Here is a 14649-nt window from a genome sequence, read left to right as displayed (position 1 = left end):
TCAGAAGACAGCTCTATCTTTTTCCCACTCTGCTCGCGGGACACTTCAAGAAAATATCCGAATAAATTTCATGCGCATCATAGCTGTGGGCACTGCCCGCCTAGCGTATCGCCTAATCCTTTGTAGCCGACTATCCTCTATGGATAAGGTTCTCGCAGGCTTCAGAAGACAGCTCTATCTTTTTCCCGCTCTGCTCGCGGGACGCCTCAAGAGAATATCCGAATAAACTCCATGCGCGTCATGGCCGCGGGCACTGCCCGCCTGACGATTACTTTACCTTTTTGGCAAATTCCTCGCCAAAGGCACGGCATTGTTCCAAAGCGTCTTCATCCGGAACCCACATAGTACGAATACCATCCTGCACGATCTCGAAACCAGCTTTCTCCAGATGTTCGGCCATGACCTTGGCAGCCTCGCCGCTCCAACCGTAGCTGCCAAAGGTTGCAGCTTTTTTGTCCTTGATGTCCATGGCGTTGATCAGGTCCAGAACCGCCACAATAGGCGACAAGGGGCTGCGGATGACGGTAGGCGATCCGAAGAGGACGGCTTTGGAATTGAACACATCTGTGACAATGTCGTTTTTATCGTGTTTGGAGGCGCTGCGCACCACCACTTCCACTTCAGAATCAGCCTGTTTGATACCGGCGGCAATGGCCTCAGCCATCTTGCGGGTGGACTGCCACATGGTATCGTACACAATGGTGATCTTATTGTGATGATAATAGCTCGACCATTTCTCGTAGGCCTCGACGATCTGGCCGGGGTTGTCCCTCCAGATGACGCCGTGACTGGGGCAGATCATCGAGAGCGGCAGGTTCATCGCCTTGACTTCTTTGAGTTTCATGGCAGCCATCTTGGAGAAAGGAGCCACGATGTTGGCATAATATTTTTCCGCTTCGTAGTAAAGGGCATCCTGATTGACCTGGTCGTTGTACATAAACTCAGTGGCAAAGTGCTGACCAAAGACGTCGGTGGAGAACAGGATATTGTCTCCTGACAGGAAAGCCATCATATTATCCGGCCAATGGAGCATGCGGGCCTCCACAAAGGTGAAGGTCTTACCGCCGCCGATGTCCAGAGTATCACCGGTTTTGACCGGATGGAAGTTCCAATCCTGATGATAATGGGCTTTGAGCATCTTAGCGCCGTTCTGGGAACAGTACACCGGAGTCCCCGGGATCTTCTCCAGCAGGGCCGGCAGGGATCCGCTGTGGTCGATTTCCGAATGCAGGGAGATGATATAATCAATCTCCTTCAAGTCGATCACAGACTCCAGGTTTTCCACAAACTGATAGGCATAAGGGCGCCAGACCGTGTCGATCAAGACAGTCTTTTCCCCACGGACCAAATAAGCATTGTAAGAGGAACCTCTATGAGTAGACAATTCCTCTCCATGAAAATGAGTTAATTCATGGTCTATTTTTCCAACCCAAGTGACGCTGGGTGTAATAGCGAACGATTGATCCATTTTTGATCTTCTCCCTTCGGATGCTGTATTGATTCTTATTATACTGTTTCAGTAGGAAACATCAAGCTTCCCGCCAAATTTCGCCATTTTAACTAGGAGCCGTCTCAAATCCCACCAGGGTTTTGCACGACTTGCAGTTTTTCCTGGATGGCTCTTCTCTTTCTGTCACAGAAGATCAAACGGTCTCCCTTAGTATGCAAAATACCTCTGGGATTATACCAATTTCTGTACCATCTCCATCATCCGGATACAGTGATGCAGCGCCTCCTCCCCCTCCAATGCTGGAGGACAGTCCACCCAAAACGATAAATCCGACGTGACTCCGGCATCCAGCAACGCCTTTATGCTGTCCAGCACCGGCACATCGCCAAATCCCAATAGACGGAACGACTGGATCCCCGCTTTTATCAACGAGTCTCTTACAACCACCAATCCGATATTTTGTGCCAGAGCATCTACCACCCGATTGGGACGGCTATAAAGCGGCTCATGGAGAAACGTATTGTGGACATTCCATGCGATCTTTAAGATATCCCGACCCACACAGGTGAGAAAATTATTCATACTCTTGTAACTGGTGAGCGGACCGGCCGTCTCGATCAACAGGGAAAGGCCATGTTCCTCAACCTTGTCGCACAATGCGGCTACATTGGAGGCCGCCTGAATCTCCAGGAACTCCTCTTCCGGGATCTCAGGATGTAGCATCACTGTTTTCACCCCTGCATCCGACGCCGAGGAAAGCCATAATGTCACCTGCTCTTGCTGCCACTTTTCCACCGGCAGCGGAAGGGACAAAGCCTCCAATGTCATACCCTCGTCTTGTACCAGGCTGCATCCCCAGCCGAACGCCTTCTCCCACCGACTAGGCGCACCGGTTTCTGGGATAACCAGTCCGATTCTCCCAATGCCTTGGCGGGCAGCCGACTTTATCCTGCGGCCCATGGATTTTTCACTTTCCAAGGGCATCCAAACCAATGGATTCATAGTAAGTCCCCTCCTTTTCTCTCATAGTAGTATGGCACATTCTCCAGCGCTCATGTAAATTTTACCGGCTGGAAGATTCATTTGAACCAAATAAACTATCCCAAAAACTCCCGCGGGAGGAACTGCTCCCTTCCTCTTCAGATGGATTGAGCTCCGATTGACTGCTTCTGGAAGAAGATGCTCTACTGGAGGATGATTTCGAGGAGGCCGGCGGATTATAGTCGCTGACGTAGACAAACACTTCGGATCCATATTCCATCTCCTCCTTGGAGGGAGGATCGGTCTGGATAACCTGACCATCCGGTACCGTATCGCTGGACTGCTCCACCACCTGACAGGAGAATCCCTCTTTGGTCAGCTCCAAAATGGCCTCCACTGCGCTTTTTCCCCGTACATTCGGAACTTTTCGCATATAGGGCCCCTTGGACAAATAAACCTTGACAGTCTCTCCCGTCTCAATGGGGGTATCCGGTTCCGGCTCCTGTTTTGCAATGGTCCCTTCGGGGACGCTGTCGTCAAACACTTCTCCTGCCAACTCAATCTCTACGTAGGACCAAGGGTTTTGTTCCATCAGATCCTCATATTCGCGTCCTACCATGGTGGGGGTAATGTGGTTGAGCGCTGGATCCTGGCTGGACTCTTCCGACGATACCATACTGGAAGCCTCCGACGACACTTCCCTGGAAACATCCGCCCCCTTATCCCCCTGGGCAAACAACACGATCATCAAAACCACGCATAATACAAACAACAGTCCGGACGAGATCCCTAAAGCGATGATCCACTTCTTCTGCTCCTTTTCCTTCCGGCTGGGCGAGGACGGAGATACAGCAGGGGCTGCTGCTTTCGTACTATCAATCACCTGAGTGGCCTGTGTTTTTTCCTCCCGTTCCATCTCCTGGAGAACGCCTGTCACATTCGGGGATACGGACAGTTCCTTTCGCATCTGTTCCACTGTTTTGGTACGATGGGTGCTGTCCAGCCGCATGGCCTTTGCCATAGCCGCCGCCACCTGCTGCGGAATAGACGCCGCCACTGACGACGGGATCAATAATTTTTCATCCTCCTGACGGGCCACCGCATCCTTGGGGATGTACCCGGTGAGCATGGTGAACAACGTAGCTCCCAGGCCGTAGACATCCGACCATGGGCCGATGTCCTGATCGGGCTTCATCTGCTCCAAGGCGGTGTATCCGGGATAAAACACCGGGGTCAGGTCGCTGCGGGCGATATGCACCTGGTTGATGTGGAATCCAGCCAATTGCATCCGGCCGTTCTGAGTGACCACCAGGTTCTGGGGACAAATTCCCAAATGCAGCATCCCCATAGAATGAAACGCCTCTACTGCATACAAAACCGGCATCAGCAACGCCCTCGCCTCATCCCACGACAGATGACCGCCGTGTTTGGGAAGCCACTGATCCAGATGGACGCCTTCCTCCCAGCCCGATACATTGTAGGCCGTCCCGTTTATCTCAAAGATGTCGTACACCGGCACAACCGCCGGTTGATTGCGCATACGTCCCAGGATCCGGGACAATTTTAAAAATTCATCCAATCCATCCTGGAAAGGGCCCTCGCATCCGGCCAGCACCTTGAGAGTGAGGCCATCTTCGTCCCGCTGCGCCAGAGTTGTTGGGAAGAATTCCCGGATAACCACCGGGCTCATGGACGATTCATCCCAGCCCAAATAGGAGGTCGCAGCTCCATTGCTGGAAAGCAACTTTCCCACCAGATACCGCTTTTGCAGGAGGGTTCGCAGCGCCAAAGCCGGGGCCTTTTGTTCTGTTTCCTCGTACCCGCAGTGGGGGCAGACGGCCTTACCGCCTTTTTCCTTCATGCATCCAAGACAGAGATCTTCCATTGAGGGCATAATTTCACCTTCCCTTATTTTCAAACACATGTAACAAAATATCCCTGATGATAATCAGTTTTATTGTACCAAGCCTGTCGAACGTTGTCAATGAGACTTGTCCTTACCAGCCCTTTCCCCGTATTCCCAACAGTGGTATACTAAAGACAACCAATCCATCGCTTTTGACCGCAGTGTTGCGGTACAACATAATAAGGAGTGATCTTTCATGGATGTTATGCATGCTATTTTAGAACGGCGGAGCATCCGCCGGTACCAGAACCGCCCCATTGAACAGCCGGTTCTCAACAAAGTGCTGGAGGCCGGGAGATTGGCGCCGTCGGCACGCAATCAGCAAGATTGGCGTTTTGTGGTGGTAAAGGATCCGGATCTTCGGGCCAAAATGGTGGACGCCTGCTGTGGACAGCGTTTCATCCAGGACGCGCCGGTGCACCTTGTGGTATGCGCCAACAATGTGCGGGATATGGCCTGCGGTCAGCCTGCCCGGACGGTGGATTGTTCCATCGCCCTCTCTTTCATGATGCTGGAGGCCATGGAATGCGGCTTGGGCACCTGTTGGCTGGGCAGCTTTGACAACCAAGCTGTCAAGACGCTGCTCCGCATCCCTGACGATTACCAGGTAGTAGCTGTCACTCCCCTGGGGTATCCTGACGAACAAGTGGACGCCCGTCCCCGCAAGGCCCTCGATCAGGTTGTGGCCTACGACGACCAGTGGACAGACTAAAAAGATCTTATAAAAAAGCGGCCGCTTTCCTCTGTGGAAAGGGCCGCCTTTTTGTTACTCCAGCAGGACGCGGATGACAAAATAATGCACTGCATTCCAGTGGGATTTAAGATACTGTTCCAAATGGCGGTGGACGTCCTGAGCCACCTGTACGTCATGGTCGGTGACAGGCCGTTCCCCATACCTCCAGTCCATAAGCACCTGCATCCAATCGGACACCGTGTTTTGAGAGAAGCTTAATTTCTCGTCGGCTCTCCGGCCAAACTGAAGCCATGTCTCCTCCGGATGGATGGACAATCCCAAATGTTTTAATTGACGGGTCATATCTTTCCCGTAAAAAGCAGCGATCTTATCGTTCCCTTTCCCTTTTTGGCGCAGGCGTTCAAGCTGATACCGGTGTTTTCTGCGCCAAATCCTCCAAGTGATCCATGCCGCCATAAGCAGCGCCGTCCCCAATACGATCAGAACCGTCCGGATCACTTCCGGATCCATGGTGTGATCTTGGGGATCTTGATCCGCAGAAGACATAGAGGTGCTGTCAGAGGAGGGCTGGGATGAAACCGGCTGAGAGGAGGAAAAAGAATTATCAAGGCGGTCCAGCTCCTCTGAATCATCCGATTCAAAAAAGTTGAGGGAATTTTCATATCGTGTAGTTGGATCAAAGGGGATCCAGCCGATGCCTTTGAGATAAATCTCCGCCCATGCATGGGCTTGGGCATTGCGCACCGTGAATCCGTCCTCGACATCCATATCGGCCGCGCGTACGCTGAACCCCACCACATACCGGGATGGGATGCCCAACGTCCGCGCCATCACCGCCATAGCCGACGCCATATAGGTACAGTATCCTTCCCGGGTCTCCAGAAAATGGGCTACAAAGTCCTGATCTTCCGGCGGCATAGGGACATCCTGGGAATAGGTGGTGTTTTCATTGATCCACCGTTCCAAAAGGGCCGCCTTTTGATAATTGGTATCGGCCCCGGCTGTTACCATCCGGGCCATATCCGCCACCTCTTGGGGCAGATTATCGGGGAGCTGGGTATAGCGTTCCACAATGCGGTCGTAATCCAGATCCGGCTGATTCTGCGTGATGCGTTCCAGCCTCAGAATGCCGCTTGCGAACCCTTCCAGGTCCCGGTTGAAGAACCGGCTGACAATGGTATACGATTCCCCTTGACTGAGAGGGCGTTTGACAAACATCTCGGACTGCATGTCAAAATACACATCCTGATCGCTCAAAACCGACTGCGGCCTTCCCGCCACAAACAGGGCGGAGACATTGTCCTGCACCATGGTGATCTCGGTTGTGGCGTTTCTGGTAATGTCGTTTAAAATCTGACGGCTGGCAGAATTAAACCGGTCGGTTCCAAAGGCTGCCTGGAAATCGTCGGAATCCAAGGTATCTTCGTGGAAAAGATGGGTGCCGTCCTTCCGGCTGTCCTCCCATGAGTACCCGGTGTATTGATCCATGACACTGCCCCGTACTGCCAGGGGATAATCAGTCCTGACAATCATCACAGGATCATAATTGAGATCAATAGGGCCGCCCATGCGTCCGCCGGCCGGCTGATAACCAGTGCTCTCCAGGCTAAAGCTGTTGCGTTTGGCGGTAAAGATATTGCTGAAATATTGTTTGATTTCCATGCTCTGCTGATAAAGAAACGGGGATTGAAACTGCCGTGTGTCTTGAGGGGTGATAAACAGAGCCAGCATCACCGCCAGGACTCCCACCGGCAAAGCTAAAAACTGCATATAACTTCGAGCCGGCGCTAAAATCAGCCTGTTCTTTTTGAGCATGCTTTTGTGAACCGACCGAGGCAACAGCATGGAGAGTCCTACCAAAGCGATGCACAAGGGGATTACCAGCTCTTTGTAATTGAGAATGTACAGGGTGATAAACACCGCGCTGACGGCAACAGCCGTCATGAGGAAACTGTACGCCCGGCGGATCATGAGGAAGATCAGCACAACGACTCCGGCCGTCAACAGGATCTGTACCAACAGAGGTCCTCCCCGCGTCCACCAGTCAGAAGAACGCGGAAATTTGCTCACCCACCAAGTGAAAAAGCTGACCACTTGATTCCATTCCCGCCTAAGGGTAAATCCATTTTGGTACCACAGTACCCCTATGGATAGAAGTCCCAGCAGGATAAGGGAAGTCCAAACCCACCATTTGCGGCTGAGAAGCACCACCAGCAGTACCATCCCGCCGCACAGAAGCAACGTCGTCCCCATGAACCGCGGGAAGGGCAATACAATAAATACCGCCATTAAAACGCCGGCCGATAAGAAAAAACTGGACAATGCATCGGCCAATAAATTGAAGGCCCTCTGTCCTATGGTGAGGGCGGGCAATTCCCGCTTCGGCGCTTTGGGATGGGATGCCTTTTCTATTTTTTGTTTTTCTTTTTGTCGTCTCATAGGCTTTTCCTCAGCACTTGGGGTACGCCGTCCATGGGGACGGGCACCAACTTGACTCCCGGCCGCACCTCACTTTTCTGCCGTTCAACCCCAGGCACCTGTACCTCCAGGCATACGGCCCTGCATCCCAGGGAACCGAGCAGAGACAGATTCGCCATCATATCTGCGTCGGACCGCGCGGTAATGACATACGCCATACCGGGACGCTTTTCCTCCGCCGCTTCTCCCCGCAGTATATCTGATACCGCTTGTCTCCCCTCAAACGGGAGGCAAGCCAGCCATTGATACACTTGAGGGAACCCATCCGGTCCGGAGCACCATTGCCAAGGACCGCTGCCGGCCATCACCTTGACATTGCGGCCGGACTCCGCCAAACTGGATACCACAGAACATGCAAGCTGACATGCCACTTCTCCGTAGGCGAGACTCTCCTCCGTCGCCAGCCCATAGTTCTGATTGTCCAGGATGAGCAGAATATGCCGTTCCACAGCGATCTCGTATTGTCTTGTATAAAGTTCTCTCGTCTTAGCTGACAGTTTCCAGTGAATACGTTTGAGGGAATCGCCCGGCTGATAACTTCTAGGAGCCGAGAAACTATCCCCCGCGTCGGCGGGACGGGCATCATTGGCAGCATCCTGGCCTGTCTGGGATGAGACAGGCTGTTCCGGCACCACTGCGGGAAAAATACGGGGGCATACCGTAAGCGGCAAAAGATCGTCCCCCCGTTTTCGGCCCGAGAGTACCACCCGATGCAGTCCAAAAACATCCTGCACCTCAACAGACGTTACCCCTACCTTATAGTTCCCCCGGTATGGATACTCCACCGATAAATCTACGTGATTGGATGCCCCGGGCAGCCACGGAATCAACGCCTGGGCATCGTCGCCTTGACCGGTATCCACATTGATTTTCAAAAGAGTAAAAAACCATTTTTTCCCTGTGAGATCCAAATGGAAACGGGCTGAAGATCCCGCCATAACGATGCCCGAAGAAAGCGATTGTTTCCAACGCAGCCGGCGCGCCACCCAGACATTGCCCAGCACTGCGCTGAGGAATACCGCCAGTAAAATGCCGAACACCACAAAAAAATCACTTTTACCGCTTGCCATGCCGCCGATGAGGAATACCAGCAACAAAACATAGCAAAACCATCGCCGGCCTCTCATGATGAGACTCTCGGCACCGGCACTGTGGCAAGTACTTTTTTCAGTATATCCAAAGGCCCTGTTTTCTCCAGCATTGCCTGAGCCGTCATGACCAGCCGGTGGCTTAGTACGGGTTCGGCAAGCGCCTGTACATCATCGGGGATGACATAACCGCGTCCTTCTATCATGGCCCTGGCCATCGACGCCCGCATCAAGGCGATGGAACCGCGGGGACTCACTCCCAGATGCACGTCGGGATGCTGCCTGGTGGCCTCCGCCAGACGGACAATATACTGTTTGATCGCGTCGGAACAATGGACATGATCCACCGCTTCCTGGAGCAGCAGTACCTGCTGTGCGGTAGCCACTGGTTTTAATGCCGGTTGTACAGCGCTGTTCTGATGCCGGGTGAGGATTTCCACCTCTTCCGCTTCGTCCGGATATCCCATGTGGATGCACAAAAGGAACCGGTCCATCTGCGCCTCGGGCAGCGGATAAGTTCCCACCAATTCCACCGGGTTCTGGGTGGCCAAGACCATAAAGGGTCGGGGAAGCTCATAGGTTTTGCCGTCGATGCTGATCTGTCCCTCCTGCATGGCCTCCAATAGGGCCGACTGCGTCTTGGGGCTGGTGCGGTTGATTTCATCGGCCAGCACAATTTGGCTCATGATGCTGCCGGTATGGACTTCCTGTTCTCCGGATTTCATATTGTACATGGTGAATCCAGTGATATCCGACGGCAGAACGTCCGGGGTAAACTGGATGCGCCGGAAGGTACATCCCAGCGATTGAGCCAGACTTGCCACCATCGTGGTCTTGCCAAGGCCTGGCACATCCTCCACCAGCACATGGCCGCCGCAGATCATAGCGATGAGAATTAAATTAATTTCTTTTTGTTTGCCCACCATATTTTTCGATACATTGATTCGTATTTCGTCCAGAAGTTGCATATAGTTCATAGATCATCCCTCATATTTCCATAAATTCCACATCAAAATTCCCTCAATTAGAACATTTTGTATTTAAAATTATCATAACAAAAATTTTTATCGAAGTCAAAGACAAAAGCTCCCAAATATCCGAATAAACTGTAACGAAAGCATAACAGTTCTGTAACATTGGAATGCATGCATTGACTTACCTTTTCAGGTAGGGTATAATTTGTCTGCATCTTTGTTTTTTTGTAAAATTCTTGATATTTTATGAATGTATGACATTTTAAAATAAACACAAACTAATTGAGAGTGAAATTAAGGAGTTGCATTCCATGAGCAAACACGATTCGTTCCATGGCGCCCCCTATGATAACGATGATTCTTCGAGGGATATCTATTCCAACAGCCGTTCTTCGCAAAGCTCTTCCGGCCGCCGTCCCCCCAACCGAAAGAAAGGCAAGACAAAAAAAATCCTGATCCGCGTCTTGCTGGTGATTCTGGCCCTGTTGATTGTGACAGGCGTAGCGGGGGCTTTGTATATCAACTACCTATTGGGACTGCGCAAAACGCCGGATGATTTGGAATCGATGGGAATTGCCCAATTGTCCTCCAGCACATCGGTATCGGGGTCGGACGTCTCGCAGCCTCCAGAGGTAAAGGATATCATGAATGTATTGCTCATCGGCAGCGATACCCGCAGCCAGACAAACCGTGGCAATTCCGACTCCATGATTATCTTCACGGTGGATGGCGTCCATAAAAAGATCAAAATGACATCCATCATGCGTGATATCTACGTTTCCATCCCCGGCCATAAGGAGCAGAAGATCAATGCGGCTTATGCCATCGGCGGCCCAGATCTCCTGATGGATACCATTGAGCAGGCCTTTGACATCCGGTTGGACTATTACGCAATTGTGGATTTCTCCATGTTTGAGAATGTAGTCAATAAAATCGGCGGGGTGGATATTGAACTGACCGAGGCTGAGGCCAATTATATGAATAAGAAAAACAATCCCGACATCGATCAGACTACCACCGTGTCGGTGGGCCTCAACCACATGGACGGCAAGACGGCTCTTAATTACTCCCGTATCCGTCACTTGACAGGCGACGACTTCCAGCGTACACAGCGCCAGCGCAATATGCTGCGCGCCATTGTGGACCAGAGTAAAAACCTGAATATTCTTGAAATCAACGGCCTTGTGCAAGAGATATTACCCAATGTCACCACCAATTTGAGTGATTCCCAGATCCTCAGCTTGGCTATGCAGGCCGGTTCCATCCTGAACTACCCGATCAATGAACTCCGTATTCCGGCCGACGGCACTTGGACCAATACGGACCGGCAAGTCACTGGTACCGACGCTTTGGACATCGACTTTAAAACCAATAGCGATTTGATGAAGGACTTTATTTATGAAGGAGAAAATCCCGATAAAGTCAGCGCTGAACCTACGTCGGTGGAAAAGACCGGCAGTGAAGTGGATAACAGTTCCGGTTCTTCTGCGAAGAAAACCTCTTCGAAAGCAAAATAATACAAGGCGTCTTGTCGTGATTGCTGTTTCATGAGAATGTCGGCCCTGCCCGCGCCCGATTGTGGGCATGAGGACAGGGCCGTATTTTTCATATAATTCGTATAAACTGTGTAAGGATCCCATCGTTTGATCCAAACGAATCGTACGAGGTTTCCTGATTTTTTGTTCTGAGGAGGTGCATACCTTTTTATGGTTGACATTCACACCCACATTTTATTTGAAGTGGACGACGGTGCAGAAAGCCGTGAGGAATCCCTCATGATGTGCCGTATCGCCCAGGAAAATGATATCCATTCCATCATCACGACATCCCACTTTATTGATGTGCGTACCGCCCAGGAATATGTGGATATCCGTCAAAACCGTATCGACTCCTTAAAGGAGGAGGCGGCTCAACGGTTTGATGTCCATCTCTATCCCGGCGCGGAAGTACACATCACCGCCCCCATGCTGGAACTCACGGATTTCTCCCCTTTTACTCTGAATCACAGCCGTTATTTACTGGCCGAATTCCCATTTCGCTTGGAACGCCCTGAGCTGATCCTCGACCAGGTGGATGCCCTGTTTGACCGCGGCGTTATCCCAATTTTGGCCCATCCGGAACGTCTTATTTATCTTCAGAAAAACTATCAGCTGATCAATGAGCTAAATGATATGGGCGCCTTGTTTCAGGTGACGCTCTCCAGCTTGGCGGGCAACTTTGGCCGGGAAGCCTGTCTTTTGGCCATGGCGATGGCCAAAGCCAATATGATCGACTGCCTGGCTTCGGATGCGCATCGTCCTTTGGGACATCGAGGCATCGATCTCCTGGAGCAGGCTGTGTATATTCGCCCCCCTCTGCCCGAGTATCTCATGAACCGCATGCTGGTGGAAACCCCTACTCAGATCCTCAATGATCAGCCTGTATCGGCCCGGCCCGTAGATCCCATCCGTCCCCGGACCACTCTTTTTTAATCGGGTCAGTTTGTAGGTATTCAGCCGCTTTCTTTTGGAGAAGGGAAAGCGGCTTTTTTATGTCTTTGTGCGGGATACCGTGCGGATGGAATCCTTGTATCCCGGATAAGCTGTGGTATAATATATCATAAAAGAGGATGTCTGATGCGGTATGCGTTTTTCGCACAGCCGTTCCATCCAACATATAAAATCGAGGGATGCTTTATGAAATCCACTATGAAGGCCTTGGTCTGCCATAAAGACGGTTCCATTGAACTAATGGATCGGCCCATGCCGTGTATCCGGGATCCTAGGGATGCCGTGGTCAAAGTGACATTGTCTTCCATCTGCACGAGCGATTTGCACATTATGCACGGCGCGGTCCCCCGCGCCAAACCGGAGACTGTGTTGGGGCACGAGTTTGTAGGCGAAGTGATGGAAGTGGGACCGGGAATTCACAATCTTCGTCCCGGAGACCGGGTGGCCGCCAACTGTATCACCTTTTGCGGCGACTGTTGGTTCTGCCGTCAGGGATTTATCAACAACTGCCGGCAGGGCGGCTGGGAACTGGGCTGCCGCATCGACGGCTGTCATGCAGAGTATGTACGCGTCCCCTTTGCCGATATGGGCCTGACTAAAATCCCCGACAACGTCACCGATCAAAACGCTTTGTTTGTAGGGGATATCCTATCCAGCGGCTATTTCGGCGCTGAATTGTGCTCCATCCAGCCCGGGGATACCGTAGCTGTCATCGGGGCCGGACCGGTAGGGCTTTGCGCCATGAGCTGTGCCAAGCTATTTGGTGCGGCCCAGGTCATCGCTTTGGATATGGATGAATCCCGTCTCGGCACCGCCCAAAGACAAGGCCTTTGCGAAACGGCTGTCCATCCCGGGAAACAGGATCCCAAGCAGGTTGTGGATGCTCTTACCGGCGGAAGAGGCGCTGACGGCGTCATAGAAGCTGCGGGATCCAAGGAAAGCTTCCAGATGGCATGGGATATTGCCCGTCCCAATGCAACGGTGGCGGTTATCGCTATGTACGAAGAGGCTCAAATGCTTCCTTTGCATCAGATGTACGGCAAGAACCTCATCTTTAAAACGGGCGGCGTAGACGCCGTCCATTGTGAGACATTGCTCAAGCTGATCGGGGCCGGACGTCTCTCCACCGATTTTCTGATCACCCATACCTCTCCTCTCAACGATATCCTGGAGGGATACCGCATCTTCGGTCAGAAGTCGGATGGATGCCTTAAATGGGCCGTCACGCCGTATCAGGACTGATCTCATTTTTATCATTTCTATTTGCTGATCAACGTCTTAAAAAGAAAAGCCCGATTCCAGAGTTGGAACCGGGCTCTTCTAGTATGGTGATAGTATGGGGAAATGTTGGATGTTGTCAAATCATGCGATAATAGGAGATGCTCGTGTTTTAATTTAATGCTTTACCCAATGCTTTGCAAGCTTCACTTGCTTCATCGTCAGGGGCCTCGTTGCAGATGACGCCCTGATTGACTAAGGCAGCACCGTCGCCCTGGCAAGTCTCTTCCCAGGTACGCATCCATTCGCCGTCGCCCCAGCCGTAGGAACCGAACAGTCCAATCTTTTTGCCGTTCAATTTGGCGCGGCACTGATCAAACATGGGTTCAAACTCACTTTCCTCCAGCTGTTCCGCCCCCATGGACGGGCATCCAAAGGCGATGGCATCATACTGGTCCATCTGATCGGCTGAAAATTCCGCACTGGTCAATACGTCCACCTCTGCCCCGGCTTCCTTGGCGCCTTCTGCCACCAAGTCGGCCATGGCCTGGGTGTTACCTGTACCGCTCCAGTATACCACTGCTACTTTGCTCATAAGGTATGCACCTCTTTCCATAAGATGATTGAAATACCTACACGATGGATGGATTCCACTGCAGGTCAAAAAACTCAGCGTCTCACCGTTTTTTACGGAGAGATGCGTGAGAAAAAATAGTGTGGAGCACTATTCTTATCGATATTAAACAGCCACCGTCAGCTGTAGGACCGTCCGTCCCTGCTGGAAAAGACGGGTGTATACGTCCCGGCACTTCTTGAACTTGGCAAACAATTTTACCGCCTCGCACTCGTCGCAATACACTTTCCAGCATCCTGCACACTTGCTGTTTTTTCCTGCATTCTGGATAAATCCCTTTACATCTCCCAGGGGATATCCCAAAAACAGCCCGATTTCATGGGGGAACTCTTCGCCTTGTTCAAAACGTCCCTTCAGCCTGGCGATGGCCTCTGTAACCGACAGATTCTCATACCCATAATCCTGCAGAAAAGCGGCGGTATCCGGATGACTTAAATCCTGTCCCAGCCTATCCCGGCGGTAGACGTAGATCAGCGCTACGTTGTCCTTTTTGCGCAGCACTTCCACCGATACTCCCTTTACGGAAAGCTGCTGATGCCAGGCTTCCACATAGCGATACAGCATATCCTCTGACGGATAAGAATAAGAGAAAAGATTGGCTGTCTTAAGCGATGCCAGGGTAGGGGAACAATGCTCCACTAAATATCGTTCCAACAAATCTTTCTTTCCTCCTTTCCTATCAAAGAATCCTGTATTTTGACCGGTTCTGCATGTTAGTTATAACTAACTCATGGGCC

The 14649-nt window shown here is 51.7% G+C and carries 12 protein-coding genes; 4 read left to right on the top strand and 8 right to left on the bottom strand.

The genetic code is table 11. The features are described 5' to 3' along the window. Positions 1 to 268 precede the first annotated feature (268 nt). From C12CBH8_RS02455 to C12CBH8_RS02445, 3 genes are all read right to left on the bottom strand, one after another. Positions 269 to 1468 (bottom strand): oxygen-binding di-iron domain-containing protein, encoded by a 1200-nt coding sequence (locus C12CBH8_RS02455; RefSeq protein ID WP_215533460.1) that lies wholly within the window; start codon positions 1466 to 1468, stop codon positions 269 to 271. A gap of 213 nt (positions 1469 to 1681) precedes the next feature. Beyond that, positions 1682 to 2452 (bottom strand): sugar phosphate isomerase/epimerase family protein, encoded by a 771-nt coding sequence (locus tag C12CBH8_RS02450; RefSeq protein WP_215533459.1) that lies wholly within the window; start codon positions 2450 to 2452, stop codon positions 1682 to 1684. 61 nt (positions 2453 to 2513) lie between these two features. Further along, complete coding sequence (locus tag C12CBH8_RS02445; RefSeq protein ID WP_215533458.1) at positions 2514 to 4325, bottom strand: PASTA domain-containing protein; 1812 nt, start codon at positions 4323 to 4325, stop codon at positions 2514 to 2516. A 208-nt stretch (positions 4326 to 4533) separates the two neighbouring features. Here C12CBH8_RS02445 and C12CBH8_RS02440 point away from each other — a divergent pair, with 208 nt between their 5' ends. Further along, entirely contained in the window at positions 4534 to 5049 is a 516-nt protein-coding gene (locus C12CBH8_RS02440) for a nitroreductase family protein (protein ID WP_090265820.1), read from the top strand. A gap of 54 nt (positions 5050 to 5103) precedes the next feature. On the opposite strand, the gene C12CBH8_RS02435 is transcribed toward C12CBH8_RS02440, so the two are convergent. From C12CBH8_RS02435 to C12CBH8_RS02425, 3 genes are read right to left on the bottom strand one after another with little or no spacing between them, the layout of a single operon-like run. Further along, positions 5104 to 7470, bottom strand: coding sequence for a transglutaminase TgpA family protein (locus tag C12CBH8_RS02435; protein WP_215533457.1), 2367 nt, complete (start codon positions 7468 to 7470; stop codon positions 5104 to 5106). Then, positions 7467 to 8636, bottom strand: coding sequence for a DUF58 domain-containing protein (locus C12CBH8_RS02430; protein WP_215533456.1), 1170 nt, complete (start codon positions 8634 to 8636; stop codon positions 7467 to 7469). Before C12CBH8_RS02430 ends, C12CBH8_RS02435 begins: the two co-directional genes overlap by 4 nt. Further along, entirely contained in the window at positions 8633 to 9574 is a 942-nt protein-coding gene (locus tag C12CBH8_RS02425; RefSeq protein WP_090265814.1) for an AAA family ATPase, read from the bottom strand. Before C12CBH8_RS02425 ends, C12CBH8_RS02430 begins: the two co-directional genes overlap by 4 nt. Positions 9575 to 9882: 308 nt before the next feature. On the opposite strand from C12CBH8_RS02425, the gene C12CBH8_RS02420 reads away from it, so the two are divergent. From C12CBH8_RS02420 to C12CBH8_RS02410, 3 genes are all read left to right on the top strand, one after another. Next, positions 9883 to 11088, top strand: a complete 1206-nt coding sequence (locus C12CBH8_RS02420; protein ID WP_215533455.1) for an LCP family protein — start codon at positions 9883 to 9885, stop codon at positions 11086 to 11088. 189 nt (positions 11089 to 11277) lie between these two features. Then, positions 11278 to 12042 carry a tyrosine-protein phosphatase gene (locus C12CBH8_RS02415; protein WP_215533454.1) on the top strand — a complete coding sequence of 255 codons (765 nt, stop codon included), beginning with the start codon at positions 11278 to 11280 and terminating at the stop codon, positions 12040 to 12042. Positions 12043 to 12246: 204 nt separating this feature from the next. Continuing rightward, positions 12247 to 13302, top strand: coding sequence for an alcohol dehydrogenase (locus C12CBH8_RS02410; protein ID WP_090265954.1), 1056 nt, complete (start codon positions 12247 to 12249; stop codon positions 13300 to 13302). A 148-nt stretch (positions 13303 to 13450) separates the two neighbouring features. Here C12CBH8_RS02410 and C12CBH8_RS02405 read toward each other — a convergent pair whose 3' ends face one another. Continuing rightward, positions 13451 to 13873, bottom strand: coding sequence for a flavodoxin (locus tag C12CBH8_RS02405; protein WP_090265810.1), 423 nt, complete (start codon positions 13871 to 13873; stop codon positions 13451 to 13453). Positions 13874 to 14017: 144 nt separating this feature from the next. Further along, on the bottom strand, positions 14018 to 14569 hold the full coding sequence (locus tag C12CBH8_RS02400; RefSeq protein ID WP_090265808.1) for a DUF3793 family protein: 552 nt from the start codon (positions 14567 to 14569) through the stop codon (positions 14018 to 14020). Between the last annotated feature and the right edge of the window lie 80 nt (positions 14570 to 14649).

The sequence above is a fragment of the Solibaculum mannosilyticum genome (genome assembly GCF_015140235.1).
GTDB classification, from domain to species: domain Bacteria; phylum Bacillota; class Clostridia; order Oscillospirales; family Acutalibacteraceae; genus Solibaculum; species Solibaculum mannosilyticum.
Note: the sequence above shows the minus strand (reverse complement) of the source record. Positions and strands in the feature narration are given on the sequence as shown.

What these genes read in the sequence shown, in the direction of transcription:
- C12CBH8_RS02455 (WP_215533460.1), bottom strand. Translation starts at nt 1,468, where the DNA reads ATGGATCAATCGTTCGCTATTACACCCAGCGTCACTTGGGTTGGAAAA.
- C12CBH8_RS02450 (WP_215533459.1), bottom strand. Translation starts at nt 2,452, where the DNA reads ATGAATCCATTGGTTTGGATGCCCTTGGAAAGTGAAAAATCCATGGGC.
- C12CBH8_RS02445 (WP_215533458.1), bottom strand. Translation starts at nt 4,325, where the DNA reads ATGCCCTCAATGGAAGATCTCTGTCTTGGATGCATGAAGGAAAAAGGC.
- C12CBH8_RS02440 (WP_090265820.1), top strand. Translation starts at nt 4,534, where the DNA reads ATGGATGTTATGCATGCTATTTTAGAACGGCGGAGCATCCGCCGGTAC.
- C12CBH8_RS02435 (WP_215533457.1), bottom strand. Translation starts at nt 7,470, where the DNA reads ATGAGACGACAAAAAGAAAAACAAAAAATAGAAAAGGCATCCCATCCC.
- C12CBH8_RS02430 (WP_215533456.1), bottom strand. Translation starts at nt 8,636, where the DNA reads ATGAGAGGCCGGCGATGGTTTTGCTATGTTTTGTTGCTGGTATTCCTC.
- C12CBH8_RS02425 (WP_090265814.1), bottom strand. Translation starts at nt 9,574, where the DNA reads ATGAACTATATGCAACTTCTGGACGAAATACGAATCAATGTATCGAAA.
- C12CBH8_RS02420 (WP_215533455.1), top strand. Translation starts at nt 9,883, where the DNA reads ATGAGCAAACACGATTCGTTCCATGGCGCCCCCTATGATAACGATGAT.
- C12CBH8_RS02415 (WP_215533454.1), top strand. Translation starts at nt 11,278, where the DNA reads ATGGTTGACATTCACACCCACATTTTATTTGAAGTGGACGACGGTGCA.
- C12CBH8_RS02410 (WP_090265954.1), top strand. Translation starts at nt 12,247, where the DNA reads ATGAAATCCACTATGAAGGCCTTGGTCTGCCATAAAGACGGTTCCATT.
- C12CBH8_RS02405 (WP_090265810.1), bottom strand. Translation starts at nt 13,873, where the DNA reads ATGAGCAAAGTAGCAGTGGTATACTGGAGCGGTACAGGTAACACCCAG.